Origin of the sequence: Lujinxingia litoralis, assembly GCF_003260125.1 — a bacterium.
Lineage (GTDB): Bacteria > Myxococcota_A > Bradymonadia > Bradymonadales > Bradymonadaceae > Lujinxingia > Lujinxingia litoralis.
The window spans coordinates 238,881-254,630 of record NZ_QHKO01000005.1; the positions used below are offsets into that span (position 1 = coordinate 238,881).

General features: G+C 66.3%; 14 protein-coding genes. 3 read left to right on the forward strand and 11 right to left on the reverse strand.

Features of this window, described 5'->3' with window-relative positions; all coding sequences use genetic code 11:
* Positions 1–45: 45 nt before the first annotated feature.
* On the forward strand, positions 46–840 hold the full coding sequence (locus DL240_RS12500) for a TatD family hydrolase (RefSeq protein WP_111730236.1): 795 nt from the start codon (positions 46–48) through the stop codon (positions 838–840).
* On the opposite strand, the gene DL240_RS12505 is transcribed toward DL240_RS12500, so the two are convergent.
* On the reverse strand, positions 769–1,851 hold the full coding sequence (locus DL240_RS12505; RefSeq protein ID WP_111730237.1) for a phosphatase PAP2 family protein: 1,083 nt from the start codon (positions 1,849–1,851) through the stop codon (positions 769–771). The genes DL240_RS12500 and DL240_RS12505 overlap by 72 nt on opposite strands.
* A gap of 192 nt (positions 1,852–2,043) precedes the next feature.
* Here DL240_RS12505 and rsmA point away from each other — a divergent pair, with 192 nt between their 5' ends.
* A complete protein-coding gene (gene rsmA, locus DL240_RS12510) occupies positions 2,044–2,910 on the forward strand; it encodes a 16S rRNA (adenine(1518)-N(6)/adenine(1519)-N(6))-dimethyltransferase RsmA (RefSeq protein ID WP_111730238.1) in 867 nt (288 codons plus the stop codon).
* A 2-nt stretch (positions 2,911–2,912) separates the two neighbouring features.
* On the opposite strand, the gene DL240_RS12515 is transcribed toward rsmA, so the two are convergent.
* The 4 genes from DL240_RS12515 to DL240_RS12530 form a co-directional block, all read right to left on the reverse strand.
* Positions 2,913–3,389 (reverse strand): hypothetical protein, encoded by a 477-nt coding sequence (locus DL240_RS12515; protein ID WP_111730239.1) that lies wholly within the window; start codon positions 3,387–3,389, stop codon positions 2,913–2,915.
* On the reverse strand, positions 3,386–4,225 hold the full coding sequence (locus DL240_RS12520) for a matrixin family metalloprotease (protein WP_111730240.1): 840 nt from the start codon (positions 4,223–4,225) through the stop codon (positions 3,386–3,388). The genes DL240_RS12515 and DL240_RS12520 overlap by 4 nt, the downstream gene beginning before the upstream one ends.
* On the reverse strand, positions 4,222–4,833 hold the full coding sequence (locus DL240_RS12525; protein WP_146618272.1) for a hypothetical protein: 612 nt from the start codon (positions 4,831–4,833) through the stop codon (positions 4,222–4,224). The genes DL240_RS12520 and DL240_RS12525 overlap by 4 nt, the downstream gene beginning before the upstream one ends.
* Before the next feature lie 126 nt (positions 4,834–4,959).
* A complete protein-coding gene (locus DL240_RS12530) occupies positions 4,960–5,394 on the reverse strand; it encodes a cyclic nucleotide-binding domain-containing protein (RefSeq protein WP_158542534.1) in 435 nt (144 codons plus the stop codon).
* A gap of 267 nt (positions 5,395–5,661) precedes the next feature.
* Between DL240_RS12530 and DL240_RS12535 the strand changes: the two genes are divergently transcribed.
* A complete protein-coding gene (locus DL240_RS12535; protein WP_158542535.1) occupies positions 5,662–6,009 on the forward strand; it encodes a PilZ domain-containing protein in 348 nt (115 codons plus the stop codon).
* Positions 6,010–6,125: 116 nt separating this feature from the next.
* On the opposite strand, the gene DL240_RS12540 is transcribed toward DL240_RS12535, so the two are convergent.
* The 6 genes from DL240_RS12540 to DL240_RS12565 form a co-directional block, all read right to left on the reverse strand.
* Complete coding sequence (locus DL240_RS12540) at positions 6,126–8,069, reverse strand: S8 family serine peptidase (protein WP_158542536.1); 1,944 nt, start codon at positions 8,067–8,069, stop codon at positions 6,126–6,128.
* Between the two features lie 146 nt (positions 8,070–8,215).
* Positions 8,216–9,502 (reverse strand): cyclic nucleotide-binding domain-containing protein, encoded by a 1,287-nt coding sequence (locus DL240_RS12545; RefSeq protein WP_111730245.1) that lies wholly within the window; start codon positions 9,500–9,502, stop codon positions 8,216–8,218.
* Positions 9,503–9,593: 91 nt separating this feature from the next.
* Entirely contained in the window at positions 9,594–13,646 is a 4,053-nt protein-coding gene (locus DL240_RS12550; protein ID WP_111730246.1) for an ATP-binding protein, read from the reverse strand.
* Positions 13,643–14,182 carry a hypothetical protein gene (locus tag DL240_RS12555; protein ID WP_111730247.1) on the reverse strand — a complete coding sequence of 180 codons (540 nt, stop codon included), beginning with the start codon at positions 14,180–14,182 and terminating at the stop codon, positions 13,643–13,645. Before DL240_RS12555 ends, DL240_RS12550 begins: the two co-directional genes overlap by 4 nt.
* Positions 14,179–15,105 (reverse strand): RsmB/NOP family class I SAM-dependent RNA methyltransferase, encoded by a 927-nt coding sequence (locus DL240_RS12560; RefSeq protein WP_111730248.1) that lies wholly within the window; start codon positions 15,103–15,105, stop codon positions 14,179–14,181. Before DL240_RS12560 ends, DL240_RS12555 begins: the two co-directional genes overlap by 4 nt.
* On the reverse strand, positions 15,102–15,683 hold the full coding sequence (locus DL240_RS12565; protein WP_111730249.1) for a Maf family protein: 582 nt from the start codon (positions 15,681–15,683) through the stop codon (positions 15,102–15,104). Before DL240_RS12565 ends, DL240_RS12560 begins: the two co-directional genes overlap by 4 nt.
* Positions 15,684–15,750: the final 67 nt, after the last annotated feature.

Consider the following 15,750-nt stretch of genomic DNA (forward strand, 5'->3'; position numbering starts at 1 on the left):
TAAGAGGGGTGAACGCTATTTTCGCTACCATTGACGAGCGAGCAATTGAAGATCTTCGATCCGCATATTCGTAGTCGTACGCAAAGCGACGCCGATCTCAAGAATCTGGCCTACTTCGGGACGGCCCGGGTGGTGAGTTGTGCCACGGTTGGGCCGCCGAAAGAAGGGGCCCGGGAGTTGATTGAGGCCATGGAGGCGCATGCGGGCGGGGAGGTGCGACGTCTGGAGCGCTGTGGGCTTGACGCCGGTGCGGCGCTCGGGGTGTTGCCGCCGTCCCGGCCCCGGCGTGCCCACTACGAGGTGTGGAAGCGTCTGCCGGAGCTGCTGGCGTTGCCTACGGTGGTGGCGCTGGGGGAGATCGGCGTCTGGGAAGACAGCGCGGCGGACTGGGAGCTCTTTGAGTCTCAGGTGGCGATCGCACAGCAGGTGGGCGTGAAGGCGATGATCGTGACGCCGCCACGCGAACTCCGGGTAACGCTGACCTATAAGATGATGCAGCGTCTGGAAAAGCTGGGGGTCGAGCCGGGGCGGGTGCTCATGACCTACGTCGATGAGAAGACGCTGGTCAATGTGGTGCAGAGCGGCTTTGGCGCGGGGCTGGCAGTGGGCGCCACGACGTTGAACCCGCGCCAGGCCGCGGAGGTGATCATGCGGGCGGCTCAGGAGCTGGGGGCGGTGGAGAGGATCGCGCTGAGTTCGGCGCTAAGAGTGGGCGGCGCCGACCTGCTGGCGATCCCCAAGACCGTTGAGGCGCTGCGGGCGCTGGGCTCAGGGGAGCGCGAGCTTGAGCTGCTGACCTGGGAGAATGCGAAAACGATTGTGGATGGCGAAAGGAGCTGAGGCCGCTGGCGAGGATCGCGTCGGGGTGGTCCGGCTCAACGGTTCGGGCGGAACTGGCGCGGGCTCTGCGCTGGGGGCGATGTCCAGGGCAACGCCGGGGCGGGTTCGGGGGATGCCGCGGGCGTCAAAGCGAGCGTTGTAAACCAGGGTGGCCAGCAGGGTGCCGACCGCTGCGCCGATGACCACATCGGAGACGAAGTGCTTCTGATCGTAGAGGCGGCTGACGGCCACGGTGGAAGCCGCGCCGTAGAGTACTGTGTAGGGGAGGGCGCGACCCAACATAAAGCGCGGCAGGGGTTCGGCGTTGGCCAGCACACGGTGGTAGAGCCCGTCGCTGATGTCGCGGGCCATAAAGGTCGCGGCGGCGAAGCTCAAGGAGGCGTGTCCCGACCAAAAGGAGAGGTAGTCTTCGCCGCCGTGCCAGCCGTAGCTGCGGCGGTTGAGCGCCACGTAGGGGCGCGCTCGTCCTACGAAGAACTTTGCGGCGTTGGTCAGAAGCGCCGTCCAGGTGAAGGTCTCCAGGTAGGCGAAGGTCGACTGGTGATGGTAGGGGCCCTGCCAGGGGTAGAGGTCGCGGCCGGTGATGCCTTTCCAGGCGGAGCCCAGCCCGTAGTAGAGCACCGGGAGAGCGCTGAGCGCGTAGCCTCCGTGGTCGGGGATGCCGCCAAGCAGCGGCGCTCCGGTCTCCAGATCGCCGTGAAAGTTCTCGGCGACCCGGTAGTCCAGGCTGCCTGGTGTGGGCGAGCCCATGGCCGGGACCGGGGCGTCGAAGAAGTAGCCGCCAAACACGGTGATGGCCGCCGACGTGGGAAAGAGCAGTCCGATGGTTCCCAGGGCAACCGGGGAGTAGGTGTCGGTCAGGGACAGGGAGGGGGACTCCGGCAGGGGAGCCGGGCTAGCCTGGGGGGCCGGGGACGCCTCGGAGGGAGGAGCGGCGAGGGCCGGCGAACTCATCAGGCAAAAGGCCAGGAGGCTGGCGAGTGCCAGGGCGTGTCGAGGGGCAGGGGGCATGGAAGGCTCCGGTACGGCGTCGCGTCAAACTTCAGGGCGGTTCGCGCGCCGATGATCGCGAGCGTGATTGCCTGTGGCAAGCCTCGGCGCATATAACAGGCAAGCGCGCCCGGGGGGCACATCCGTGCCACCCGGAAGAAGTCTCACTGGCCGGCGCGATGAATCCAGATTCTTTAGCTATCAAAGGTAGTTGTGGTCGACCAACACGATAAGCATCCGTTGCAGGCACTCAGCCCGGGCGATCTGCTGCGCTCATTCGGGCAGCGGACCAAAAAACAATTCGGGCAACATTTTCTGGTCGATCCGCGGATCCTCGGGGAGATCGCGCGGCTGGGGAAGGTGGCCCCGGGCGATCACGTGCTGGAGGTGGGCCCCGGGTGCGGTACGCTGACGCTGACGATGCTGCAGGCGGGCGCGACGGTGGATGCCATCGAGATCGATCGTGACGCGGTGGCGTTTTTGCAGGAATCGCTGGCGGAAGACTGGGGATTTAAACTCCATGCGGGCGATGCGCTCAAGGCTGATATCGCGGGCATTCTGGCGAGTCGCGCCGGGACCTGGAAGGCGGTGGCGAACCTGCCCTACAATGTGGGGACCGAGGTGACCTTCCGGCTCTTTGAGCAGCGTGAGCGTCTGCAACGGATGACGCTGATGTACCAGCGCGAGGTTGCGCAGCGGATGGTGGCCCGCGAAGGTGACGATGCTTACGGGGCGTTGAGCGTGATGGTGCGTCTTTACGCCGATGCTGAGCTCGTGATGCACCTTCCGCCCGGGGCCTTTGTGCCACCGCCGAAGGTGCATAGCAGCGTGGTGAACTTTGAGCTGCTGCCCGAAACGCGCATTGAGGACGAGGCCCGACGCGAGTTCTTTGTCAAGGTCGTGAAGTCGGCGTTTCAGGTGCGGCGTAAGACTTTGCCCAACGGGCTTAAGGCGCTGAAGTTACCCCGCGAGCGGGTGATTTCGGCGATTGAGAGTGCCGGGCTCTCGCCGAAGGTGCGGCCGGAGCGTGTGGGGTTTGAGGCCTTTCTGGCGGTGGCAGATGCGTTGCGCCAGGGATGATGTCAGCCCATGAGCGGGCCGCGCCGGAGGTGGGGCGGCAGGTAGGTCTCGGCCAGGCGGGCCTCCACCTCGTAGGAGATGTTGAGGTAGGCCTGGTGATCGCCCATTCCGGCAAGCAGGCCTCGCGAGTATTCCGCGAGGTAGCGAGCCAGGAAGTTGGTGGTGCCGTCGCGCAGGAACTGGACTACGTGGGCCATCTCATGGATGAGCAGGTAGAGGGGAAGTCGTAGCTCGGCGTCGACGACGGTTTCGCGGACAAAGATCTGTTCACGCAGGGTGATGCCGCTGGCCGAGCGACGCAGGGCGACGTGGGCGACCAGCGCGCGGGGACCGCTGATAGCGGCGCGCGCTGTCGGGTAGGCGATGATGCGGGCGATGTCGGCGGCGCGCTTCACCATCTCGGGCGGGCCGACTTCGGCGGCACAGAGGGCGTTGACCACCAGGGGTAGTTCGTCGGCCAGTAGCGTGCGGGACTTCATCGTTGGGTCCGCTGGCGCGCGAGCCACCCCAGGCCCAGAAGGGCGGCAATGAGCAGGGGGCTATCATCGGGCTGTCCCGGCGCGATCAGTGAGCAGGAATCCTTCTGCTCATGGACCACCGGGCTCTCTTCGGGAGTGCCGAGGGGGTAGATATGGCAGAGCCCATCGATATCAGCCTGGTGAAGATCACGTTTGGTGATTTCGCCAAGTTCGGCGGTGGCATACATGGTGGCCGAGGCGTTGGATGAGTGGTCCAGCCCCAGGAAGTGCCCCACCTCGTGGGTCAGCGTGTTGCGAAGGTCCATGGCCGAGTTGTTGGGCAGTTCGGTGTTGCTGAAGAGGTAGTCGGCGCCATTTACTTCGATGTCGGCATCGAGGATTCGGCCATCGCGCATGCTGAAGGTGACCGTGGTCAGGGCCACGGCCTGGAAGCTCGGGTAGGGCCAGGTGTCGTCCTGAAAAAGGACGACGTTGGCATTATCGTCAGAGTTTTGGAGGTAGCGGATTTCCTGATCGGTGACGCCCTGATAGGTCAGAGTGAACTGGCTGCACTCGGGCTCGTTCCAGGCATCGAAGGAGTCGCGGATGCTGTGCTCGAGCTCGGTGGGGAAGGCGTCTCCCTCGGGGTAGAGTTTGACCGAGCCGCGCCCGTTGATGTGAAAGTTCACATCGAGTTTGGGCCAGTGCACCGGCTGCGGTGTGAAGTCGCCTGTGCATGCGTTGATGCCGCTGCGATCGCAGGTCATCGTCTGGACAAAATCTTGGGCGGCCGCGGGACTGGCCCACGCGATGGCCAGGAGGGCTGCCAGGGCGGCGGAGCGCAAGGAGAACGTCATGGGAGCTCCCGGGCGGGCTGTTGGCTCTGGACCAGATCAAGGACGCGAGCACGAAGGTTATCGAGCGTGTGGGCCTGCCGGTGCAGTTCCGCCGGAGCCACTTGCTGCAGGCGCGAGGCGTTTAGTTCGTCGGGGCTAACGCGCTCGACCAGGTTGATGTTGTGGAGCTGAGGGATGGCGAACTCGGTGCGATTGTCCGGGCCAAGTGCCAGGCGAAAGAAGCCCTGGGCCATGCCGGTGACCGCGACGGCCTGGTGGACGTCACCGCTTAAAAAAAGCATGGCCTGGTCATCGACGTTGAGGCGAGGCATGCCGGCCACCCGGGTTCCGATGTCACCGTGGACGCCGCCGAGTTGTCGAATGGTGACGGTCTGGCCTGGGGCACCTTTGAGAGACTCGTCGACGCGTACCTCGATGATGGAATGGACTCGGCCGCGCTCATCGAGCTCGGTCTCGATGCGGGTGACCTGGCCGATGACGACGGCGTCGGAGTTGACGACCAGCTCCTGCAGGTCGAGGCGCTCCAGCGTGGTGGCCCAGGCGGTCGAGGAGAAGGTCAGGAGGCCCAGGCAGGTGGCCAGAATCATTGCGAGCACGGATCGTAACATCGTGGCCTCTCGTAGACGGGGGCAGGTTGCCACCGGGCATACGGCAGCGCGCTCCGATAACGTTCAGGAGCGCGCATTGCATTCTCAAGAATATAATCAGGCGACAGGGCGGCGGCGAGGAGGGGCTTACTTAAAGACCTTGCCGATGGTGTCTTTGGCTCGTGCCAGTGTGACGCCCTGGAGCATTTTGCGAATCTTCTCGTCGCGATCCACCAGGCCGAGCAGGGCCTGGCGGCCAATGGCGACGACCTGGGCCGGGCCGGTCTTGACTTCGACGGTCGCCGTCGCGCAGTTGCCACTTATCAGTGAGACCTCGCCGAAGTAGGCCCCGGGGCCCATGGCTTTGAGTTCGACTTCGCCCTGCGGGCCCCGGGTCCATACGCGGATACGGCCGCTGAGCACGATGAAGAGGTGTTCAACCTGGCCGTTCTCTTCGATGATGCGTTCACCGGGCTGAAAGATCTTGAGTTCGCTGGCGTTGACGAGCGCTCCGAGCTCGTCAGCGCTGAGGTGCTTGAAGAGGGGGCTCTCCTGGATGGTTTCAACAATCTTTTCGGTCATAGCAATCTCCATCGCGAAGCGGTCGCGTGGGCAATGTCAGCGGTGGTGTCGAGCAAGGCTCGCCAGGGCCAAGAGTAGCAACGGGAGGGAGGTCGATGCAATCGCTTGATGGAGGAAGCGCCGGGAAGAAGAGGGGGCAATTTCTTGAGCGCGGCGCACCTCATGGTAGCTCTAGGGATGGCGAGTTCGTCGGCAAGAGGCTCGTCATAACGCCATGGTGGCATGAACCCGAAAGGCGCAGAGGCGCCGAGTGACAGGGAGGTCAGTATGCAGGAGCAACGTCAACAGCCGCGCGTAGGCTGCGACATGATTCTAAATAAGATCGAGGCCGGCCATACGAACATTTGCCGGGCCGTGGATCTCTCGCTGGGAGGCATTCGACTGGAGCGTCTGGCCGAGGCCTATCGCTCCGAAGGGGAGTCGGTGCAGCTTCAGTTCGCGCTGCCTGGTGAGGAGGAGCCGATCTGGGTAACTGGCCACAAAGTCTATGATAACGAGGGGCGGGTCGGGGTGCGCTTTACCAATATTTCGCACGGTCATTTTGTGAAGCTGCGCGCCTGGTTGCGGGAGCGGGCCATCAGCGAGGGGCTTCCGGAGTTCTCGGTGTCGGCGTGAGGGGACGCGCGGCTGATGGAACACTAAGTTAGGCTTGATACGCAAAACGCCCCGCCGAAATTCGGCGGGGCGTTCTGTTGGGTGGCAGGCTCAGTTGAGCCAGCTGATGGTCGGCTTTAGTCGCGCTTAAGCCCGAAGAAGCCGATGGCCAGGCTGAGCAGACCGTTGACGGCCAACCAGATGCGGTCGAGCAGGTTCATGCCCGGAATCCAGCTCACGTCGGAGGTGAGCAGGAATGCTTCGGTCAGCGAGAAGCCCGCCATCCCCAGGGCGATACCGCCGGCCACGGCGCGGCCAACACGGTGGCCGCCCAGGAAGGCGTAGGCCACCAGGGGGATGAGGAAGCTGGCGAAGAGCGGGTTCTGGTGAGCGCCCAGGCCGGAGACCAGGACGTTGGCCTCGGCCAGGGGGCGTCCGATGACGTTGGCCGCGAAGCCGAGCATGCCGCCGGCGGGCACCAGCAGCGGGATGAAGAAGAGGCCGCCGGCGACTACCGCGGCGCTGGTGGCCACCAGGGGCAGGTGCTCGGGCAGGCGTCCCATGATGTCACGGCGACGCAGGCCGAGCGCGCTCATCAGCACCAGGAGCAGGGCGCCGGCGTAGCGGGTGGTGCCCTGGCCGGTGGTGGAGTTACGCACTGCCTTGTCCACCTGGAGGAGGCCAGCGCCGTAGCGCTCGCGGTACTCCACTTCGCTGTCGTATTTCTCGCGCATGGAGGTGTCGGCGGCGTTTTGCAGGACTTTTTGAACCTTGTCGGGGTGGGTCACGCCGGTGGCGATCACCATGGCCGCGGCCGCCGCGACATGGGGGCTGGCCATGGAGGTGCCCATGTAGAGGGCGAATTCATGTTTGGCGGTTTTCCCAGCCGGGTGGGTCTCCTGCATGATGCCGTCGGGGCGACCGTCGCCATTCTGGTCGATGCGGGTGTTGCCGCCGGGAGCGGCGATGTCGACGTAGGTGCCCCATTGCGAATAAAAGGTGGTGCGCTGGTCAAACTGGGTGGCAGCCACGGCGAAGGAATGCGCGTAGGCGGCCGGGTAGCTCGGGGAGCGCTTGCCGGCGTTGCCGGCAGCGGCGACTACGGTGACGCCCTTTTTGTGGGCGTAGTCGACCGCGCGCTTGAGCACCAGGCTGGGCAGCGGGCCGCCCAGGCTCATGTTAATGACCTGAGCGCCATTGTCGGCAGCAAAACGAACCGCGTCGGCGATATCGGCGACCGAGCCGAACCCGCGGCTGTTGAGCACGCGCAGGGGCATGATTTTGGATTCGAAGGCCAGACCCGCCACCCCGTAGCCGTTGTTGGTGGCCTGGGCGATGGTGCCGGCGACGTGGGTGCCGTGGCCGTGACCGTCGTACACAAAGTCGGTTTTGTCGACGAAGTCGTAGCCCGGCACGGTTTTGATGCCTTTGAGGTCTTTGCCCACCTTGATGGAGCCACTGGCGTTGTCTTCGACGGTGACGCCGGTGTCGATGACGGCGACCACGACGTCGCGTCCGGTGGACACCTTCCAGGCCTCCTCGGCGCCGACCTGCTCAAAGTTCCACTGGAACTGATAGAGGGGGTCATCGGGCACGAAGAAGGCGCGGTATTCGATGTTTTCTTCGACGCTCTCCAGCCAGCCCTGGGGGGCGGATTGGGTCAGGCAATCTTTGACGAAGGGAACGGCGCCTTCTTCGACGCGGGCCACGAAGATGTTGGCGTCGTCGGCAAAGGGGCTGTTGAGTTCGGCGTGGAGCCCCTGTTGGCGGGCGAAGGCCTGGATTTCGGCGTTGTCGAGGCGGTCGTCAAAATCGAGGACGACCTCATCGTAGTCGGGGTTGGTGTCGAGGATGTCGACATCGGCGGGGATCTCATGGAGGCCGCTGATGTCGACGCCGGGCACGTTCTGGGTGGAGGGGGCCTGGCCGTTGAGGCAGGCCTGCCAGGGGGCGGCCGGGCTGATCTCGGGAGCCGATTGCGCGGCAGCCACACCACCCATGCCAAAGATCAGAGTAAGGCCGGTCAGCGCGGCGGCGGCCGGCGCGAGGCGTCGATGGTGGGGGCGTGAGTATCGCATCATCCGTCCAGTCCTCGGTGAGTTTGGTTTTCGCACGTGGCGTCCGTCGGAGAATCGCACCCCGGCGGAGCACAGAGCTTCAACGAAGCTAAGCACTGGCGCCATTCCCGGCAACGGGCCCGCAAAGCGCTTCGCTACAGTGTAGCGGGTCAGGGGACCTCGGCCAAATCCTGGGCCGAGAGGGTGCTCTGGATGGCGTCGAGGCGTTCGCGGGCCAGGCGAGCGGTGTAGAGGGCGATCGGGGGATATTCGCCGGCCAGGAGTTCGAAATCTTCGCGGGCCAAAAAGAGGGCGTGGCCGCCGGAGGCACAGATCACGGTGGCGGTGGCCTGATCGCTGGCGACCAGGCCCACCTCGCCGACGATCTCACCGGTGCCCAGGGTGGCCACGGTGATTTCCCAGTCGTCATCCTGGCGCACGATGTCGACGCTGCCATCGAGGATGATGAAGAGGCCCGGGCTGGGGCGGCCCTGGCGCACGCAGTGGGTGCCGGCATCCAGGGTCAGGCCGGTAAAGCGGCCGACGATCTGGGCGCGCTCCTCGGGCTCCAGGTTGGCGAAGAACTCGTGGCGGTCCAGGAGCGCCTCGGTGAGGGCGTGTCGGCGCAGGGTGGCCAGGCGATTGAGGAAGTCGGGGAACTCGTCATTGAGCTTGCCGATGGCGACCTGGGGCAGGCGCAGGCACTCGCTGCCGCGCTCGCTGACCACGCGGTGGCGAGGGGCGCGTTCGACCTCTCCAAACGCGTTGAGTCCCAGGAGGGTTCCGGCCGGGATGCGGTAGGTGTTTTGATCGTCGTTGACACTTAGGTCCGCGCTGACGGTCCAGACCAGGTCGGAGGACTTCTGGGAGGGCTCGCAGACGAGCTGACTCTCGGCGAAGATCTCGTAGTCGATGAAGTCGAGCACCCGGCGCAGGGTGTCGGGGGGGAGCACGCTGAGCAGGGGGAGCGCCGGGAGGCTGCCCGGGCGTTCGGCGGTGCCATCGGGATCGATGGCGCGGGCGAGCACGCGCTCAAAGAGTTCGTCGAGGTCGCGTTCGGAGGCGACCTGGGTGGTGAGGTTGCCGGCGGGTTGTGGGAAGCTGGCCTGCAGGCGGCCGCTTTCCAGGTAGGGGCTGCGCACTGAGTAGAGGGTGGCGAAGTGATCCAGGAGCTCGGTACTGGCCGGGTTCAACGCGTGCATCTGTTTGATGGCGGCGATGGCCCGGGTGGGGAAGCCGGCGTTGGCGTAATGGCGTGCGGCCAGCGTGTAGATCTCCACCGCCTCGCGATTGCGCCCGAGCGAGGCCAGGATCAGGGCCGCCCGCTCGCGCAGTGGTGAGGGGTCGGGCAGGTTGTACCAGTTGTTGAGGATGAGCTGGAGCGCGCGGGCGTGCTCCTCGGACTCAACGGCGTCGTCGATGGTGTTGAGCAGGTCGAGCAGACGGATTTGCACCATGACCGGGGTCCTTCGAAGTCAGCAGATGGCGAGTGAACTGTGCGATGGGAGTCTAAGAGAAGGGGAGGCGGGCGACAACCCGGGAGCGACGTCAAGGGGCGTCGGGTTTGAGGGTGGCGTGCGCGCGGGGGACCGGCCAGCCTTCGAGGACCAGGGGGAGGTAGAAGCCCAGGCGTGAGCCCTGTTCGCGGGCGCCTTCCAGGACCTGGCGTGCTTCGGGGCGCTCCTGGCGGGCCAGGGTCAGGCCCAGCGCCTCCTGATTGAGGGTACGGGTGAGCAGCGCGTCGGAGGTGCTGGTAAGGTCGACGGCCTGGCGGGCCAGGCGCAGCGCGCGGGCGGGCTGCTCGCGCAAGAGGGCCTGGCGAGCGCGCAGGCGGAGCAGGGCCGCCCGATCGCTGAGCCCGAGGCGCTCGTCGTAGCGGGAGAGGCGGCGGATCGCGCAGCGCAGGCGCGCCAGGGTCTGGCGTAGCGCGTCTTGCTGGAGGGTGCGCTGGCGTTCGGCCTGACTGGCCAGCGCGATGGCCAGGGCGCGGTGGAGCGCGAAGTCGACCCGGGGCAGCGCCAGGAAGTCGCGCTCGTAGACCTGATCACGCAAAAGGTCGAGGTGTGCGACGGCCAGCTCGGGGCGTCCCAGCGCCACATCAATGGCGGCGCGGCGAGTGACGATCGCCAGGTGGAGCAGGCTATTGGGGGCGTGCTCGGCCAGGGCGGTCGCCGGCTCCAGGGCCAGGGCCGCTTCGTCGATGGCGCCGCGGGCCATCAGGAGATCGGAGCGGGAGAGGGCGATCAGGGCGATGGCGCTGTGGTCTCGGCGCAGGCGATGGGCCAGGTTGTCGATGATCGGGGCCGTCTCGTGGAGTTGCCCGAGTTCCATGCCGGAGCGGGTGGCGTGGGTGAGCCAGCGCGCGACGAAGAGGGAGTCGTCGTGGCCGCCGTGTTGGAGGGCTTCGATGGCCTCGTAGAGCAGGCTGTGGGCCTGAGCCCACTGCCCTCGGTGAGCGGCAACGAGGCTGCGCAGCTCCAGGGTGCGGGCCTGGCCGGGGGCGTCTTCGAAGCGCTCAAAGAGCATTTGGCTTTGCTCCAGCCAGCGATCCACCGGGGCGGTGGGGTCGAGGAGCAGGGGCATGGCGGGGGAGCTGACCATCTGCAGGCGGTCGCGGGCCAGCCAGGGGCCGTAGCCCTGGCGGGTGGCCAGGCGTGCGAAGTGTGTGGTCAGGCGCTCGTGCCGGGCGCTCAGGAGAAAGGGCGAGGCCTCGGCCGCTCGCCAGAGCAGGCGGGCGGTCTGGTCGGTGGGCTCGGAGGGAGTCGTGTCGTTGGCCACGGCGGTGGGGTCGGACCAGCGGGCGATGTTCACCGCCAGGTGACGGCGCCAGGCGCGGAGGCCGGCCTTCAGGCGTCCCCGGCGATACGCGCTGCCGACGTCTCGGAGCGCGTCATCCAGGGTGTCGATGGCGTGATCGGGGCGGCCGGAGGCCAGGCAGGCATCGAGCCAGGTGCGGCGTAGCGCCAGGCGCGAGGCGGGGGGCTCGTCGGTCAGCAGGGCGTCGAGGTGGCGTTGGGCCTGCTCAATGCGCCCCAGCGCTACGGCCGCCTCGAAGCTGGGGCGGTGGATGTCGGGGCGGCGTTGCGAGTCCGGTGGGGCGTGCTCGTCGATGAAGGTCCACAAGGCCAGCGCGCGGTCCCAGGCGTAGCGGCTCTGGGCGCTGCGGGCGACCGCGATGGCCGCTTCGAGAGCTTCGCGCTTGCGACCGGCCCGGCGAAGGTAGTCCAGGCGCCGGGTCAGGCTCCCCTGCGCGCACTCTTTGAGGGCGTCGGCGATGAGCCCGCACAGGCGAGCGTGATGATCGCGGCCGAGGTCTTCGAGGATGATCGCGCGGGCCCGGTCGTGGATGATGGCAAAGGCTTCCAGGGACTCGTCGTCGGTGCTGGCCCGGGCGCGTCGGGCCAGGCGCCGGGTGAGCAGGGCGTGAAGCGTGGACTCGCCAATACCCTGGGGGGCAGCGCTGGCGCCGAGTTCGCGGCTCATGGCGTTGCCCACGGTGGCCGCACTCAGTGGAGCCGATGCCACCGAGAGCAATTGCAGGGCCAGACGCTCCGGGCGGCTCAGTTGTGCGACGCGTCGGCGAATGAACATGCCCAGCAGCTCATCGGCCGGCGCCGGGGCGCTCTCCTCAAGGTTCTGGCTGACCTCCTCGGGGGCCTGCTCCAGCTCGTGGATGAGTTCATCGATCAGGCGAGGGTGGAGGTTGCTGCGTTGCAGAATGAGCTGCTTGTTTCGCAGCGAGAGGTTGGCGGCGTTGGCCAGCACGTATTCGCGGGCTTCCTGTTTGGAGAAGCCCTCAATGATGACTTTGCGAGGGCGAACCGGGGCGGTGGCGAGCTCGCCATAGAAGGGAAGCGTCGTGTGCCGGGGTGTGGCCTCCAGCAGAAGGCTCGCCGCGATCATCACCCGCATGCCGCGCGGATCGCTGGTCAGATCGGCCAGGAGCGCGGCGGTGTCGAGCCCGGCAAAGTGGGCGTCGTCCAGGCCAATGAGAATGGGGCGCTGCTCACTGAGTTCGAGGAGCAGCGCGCGGAGCCCATCGATGGCCGAGCGGCGGCTGATCTGGGAGGCGGATTCGGCCCCGGGGCCGAGCTGCGGAAAGAGCAGTGAGGCGCGGGCGCGGGCAGGCTCCATGCGCAGCCGGGTCTTCTCGGGGAGGTGGGCGATGATCCTGGCGAGTTGATCGGCGATGTCGTCCCAGCCCTGATAGGCGCTGGCATCTTTGTGAAAGCAGCGCCCCCGGAGCACGATCCAGCCGAGCTGGGAGGCCCAGTGTGCCAGGGCGTCGACCAGCGCGGTTTTGCCGGTGCCCTGAGGCCCCTCGACCACGCTCAGGCCCAGGCGTCGATCCTGGGCGCTGGCTTTGGCCTCTTCGGTGAGTTGGTCGAAGAGGTCGCGGCGGCCAAAGAGGATCTCTTTGTCTTCGACGACGGTGGCCGGAATGGTAACCGAGCGATTCTCGCTGGTGGAGAGCAGCTCCAGTACGTCGTTGAGGGAGGGGCGGCGTTCGGGATCCGGGTCGAGTAGGCCGTGGATCAGATCGACCCAGGTCGCCGGACAGTGCGGGGCGACCTCCGAGAGAAACATGCGCTCGCGGGCGGGCGGCTGATGGCACTCGCGTTCGACCAGACGTTGGCAGGCCTCCATGGGTTTGCCGGCCAGGGCTTCGAAGAGGATCACGCCCAGGGCGTAGAGGTCGGCCGCCGGCCCAGAGCCCTCGTGATGCTGTTCGGGGGCGGCGTAGACGGAGCGGGCGTGCCGGGCGCCGGGGCATTCCACATGGGGATGGATACCGAAATCGGTCAGCGCGACCTGCCCGCGGTCGCTGACCAGGATGTTGGTGGGCTTTAAGCCGCCGTGAACCTTGCGAAAGCGGTGCAGGTACTCCAGCGCAGAGACGATCTGCGGACCGACGGCCTGGATGCGCAGGATGATCAGGTCCAGGGCGCGATCGGCAGCTTCGGGATCGTCGAGGAGGGATTCGGGGATTTCTAGCGTATTGGGTCGATCTTCACCCGGGGAGGCGGTGAGGATCGCTGAGGTAGGCTCGTCGGAGGGGGCGGATGCCTCGGCGCTTGCGGGGGGCTCGGCGGAGTTCCCGGCGCCGGAGAACTCCTGGTCCGGGAGCTCAATGGTGGGGACATCGTCTTCGGAGAGGGCTTCTGTCGAGGGGGCGGGGGCCAAGTCCTCTTCGTGCTCGGCGCTGAGGATGGCCTCCTCGGCCTCGGTGATCGGGCGCGCGAGGTAGACATCCAGGGGCACGCCGGTGACGAAGTCGCGCAGGATGCGGGTGACGGTTTCGCCCCGAAACATCTCCCGGTAGGTGGCCAGGTTGGGGTGGTTGAGCCGGGTGAGGCTGTCGAATCGGCGCTCGAAGTCGGCCGGATCACAAACGCGGGCAAAGGTCAGCTTTTTGAGGATGAGCCGTTCCGGCAGCGGGTGCTCACCACTTTTGTCACCGGCCTCCGGCAGAATCTGACGACGGCGCAGCACTTCGAAAGACTCTCCGAGTTCGCCGGTGCCGACCAGGCGAACCTGCTCAAGGGAGTCCTCCGGTTGCGAGGGGTCCTGCAGATCCTGCTGAGGGCTCTCGGTGCTCATGGCTCCTCGCCAAATGCGGAGCGACTCACGTCCTGGGACCAGGCCCGGGGAAAGAAGCTTTCGACGGTGCACTGGCCGGGCTCGATGCTGCGCAGGAACCCCACGCCCAGGCCCTGTCCGCGGTGGCGGATGAGGACGTAACCCCGGGCGGTGCAGCCGGTGAGCTGGGCCGGGGTCAGCTCAAAAGCCTCGCGCTTGAGGTAGGCGTCGCATTGCGCGCGGGTGGTGTCGACAGCGTTGATCGTGGCGTGGCGTGCAAAGGTCATCGCCGCCGGCGTGGTTAACTTCGGGTCGACCATATCGTCACGCATAAAGGCCAGCCCCACCGACTCCGGGCGCGGCTCCAGCGGCGGGAGGTGGTCGCGATGGACGACGTTGACGATGCGTTTGTTGGCGCGGATGAACACGAGCTGCGCGAGCTGGTCGGCGCCGATGCCGAAGCGGGTCTGGAGGATGTGGAGGTAGGGGTCGGGATCGATCGGCGGGATGCCCAGCGAGGTGAGCAGGTCGGTCAACGCCTGAGGAGCATGGCTCATGGAGACGCCTCCTTTTGCATCAGCGCCACAAAGAAGCCGCCGCTGTCATTGTGATGGGGATAGACGCGCATGGTCCGGCTGAGCGTAGGGTCGTAGGTTTCTCCCTGCCACTCTACCAGACCCGGGGCGCTGTGAAAGCCCTCAATGCGGGCCGGAAGCAGGGTGAAGTTTCCGGTCTCCGGGTCGCGCAGGCAGGCGTCGACCACGGCCTCGTTTTCCTCGGGGGCGTAGGTGCAGGTGGAGTAGGCGATGATGCCCCCGGGGCGGCACATGTCCATGGCGCGTTTGAGGATGGCGCGTTGGATGCGGCTCATGCGCAGCACTTCCTGGTCGGAGGCCGCCCCCACCCGGGGATTCTTGCGGGAGGTTCCCTCACAGGAGCAGGGCACATCGGCCAGGATGCGGTCGAAGCTGCCCATTGGCGAGGGCAGGTTGGCCGCGTCGTGGCAGATTAGCGAGGTGTTGTAGATGCCCAGGCGGTCGAGCACGCGGCTGACCGCGCGCATGCGGCGGTAGTCTCGATCGTTGGCCAGGAGCGTGCCGCGATTCTGCATGGCGACCGCGATCTGGGCGCTTTTGTTCCCGGGGGCGGCGCAGGTATCCAGGATGCGCTCACCGGGAAGCGGTGCCATGAGTTCTACCGGGAGCAGGGAGACCTCTTCCTGTACGTGGTAGAGCCCGGCGGCGTACTCAAAGCGGGTGCCCGGGCTCAGCGCGGGATCGAGCAGGTAGGTGCCCGGGCGCCACTGGCGAGGCTCAAAGGCGATACCATGATCTCGGAAGAGGGCTTCGATCTCGGCCGGGGAGATTTTCAGCGGATTGGCCCACACGCACAGAGGCAGGGGGCGCGCCAGCGCGGCCTCAAACGCCGGGAAGTCGTCGATGATCGCGCGGTAACGAGAGAAATCGGGAGTGGAGGTCATGACGGCTCAAAGTATCCGGCCTGCTCAAGCAGCGACCAGACGCGGGTCAGGGGAAGTCCAATGATCGCGGTGAAGTCGTCGCCGCGGGCCGCCTCAAAGAGGCGGATGCCGGCGGCTTCGATGCGGTAGGACCCCGCACAGTGTACGGGGAGATCCTGGTGCACGTAGGCGCGCACCTGAGTCTCGGTCAGCGGGCGCATGACCATCTCAAAGGCGACCTGGGCGTGAAGCGGGGCGCCGGCCGGAGGGCGGAGCGCGATCGCGGTGATCAGGTGATGGGTGCGTCCTTGCAGTTGCATGAGTTGTTCGCAGGCCCGCTCTTCGTTGCCGGGTTTCTGGAAGATCGTATCGCCCAGGGCGATGACCTGGTCGGCGCCCAGGACAAACGCGTCGGGGTGAGACTGTTGGAGGCGTTTTGCTTTTGCATCGGCCAGTCGCGTGGCCATCGCCGCGGGAGATTCGCCTTCTAGACGGCGTTCGTCGACCTGGGCGGCGATGGCTTCAAAGGGGAGGGAGAGGCGCTCCAGGAGTTCGATCTTGTAGCGCGATTCGGTGGCCAGGATCAGCTTGTGTGTCATGGGGATGTTTGAGGTGCCAGGGCGTGTTATAGCGGGCAGGGCAAGGAGGGCGCACGCAGGGACGCGT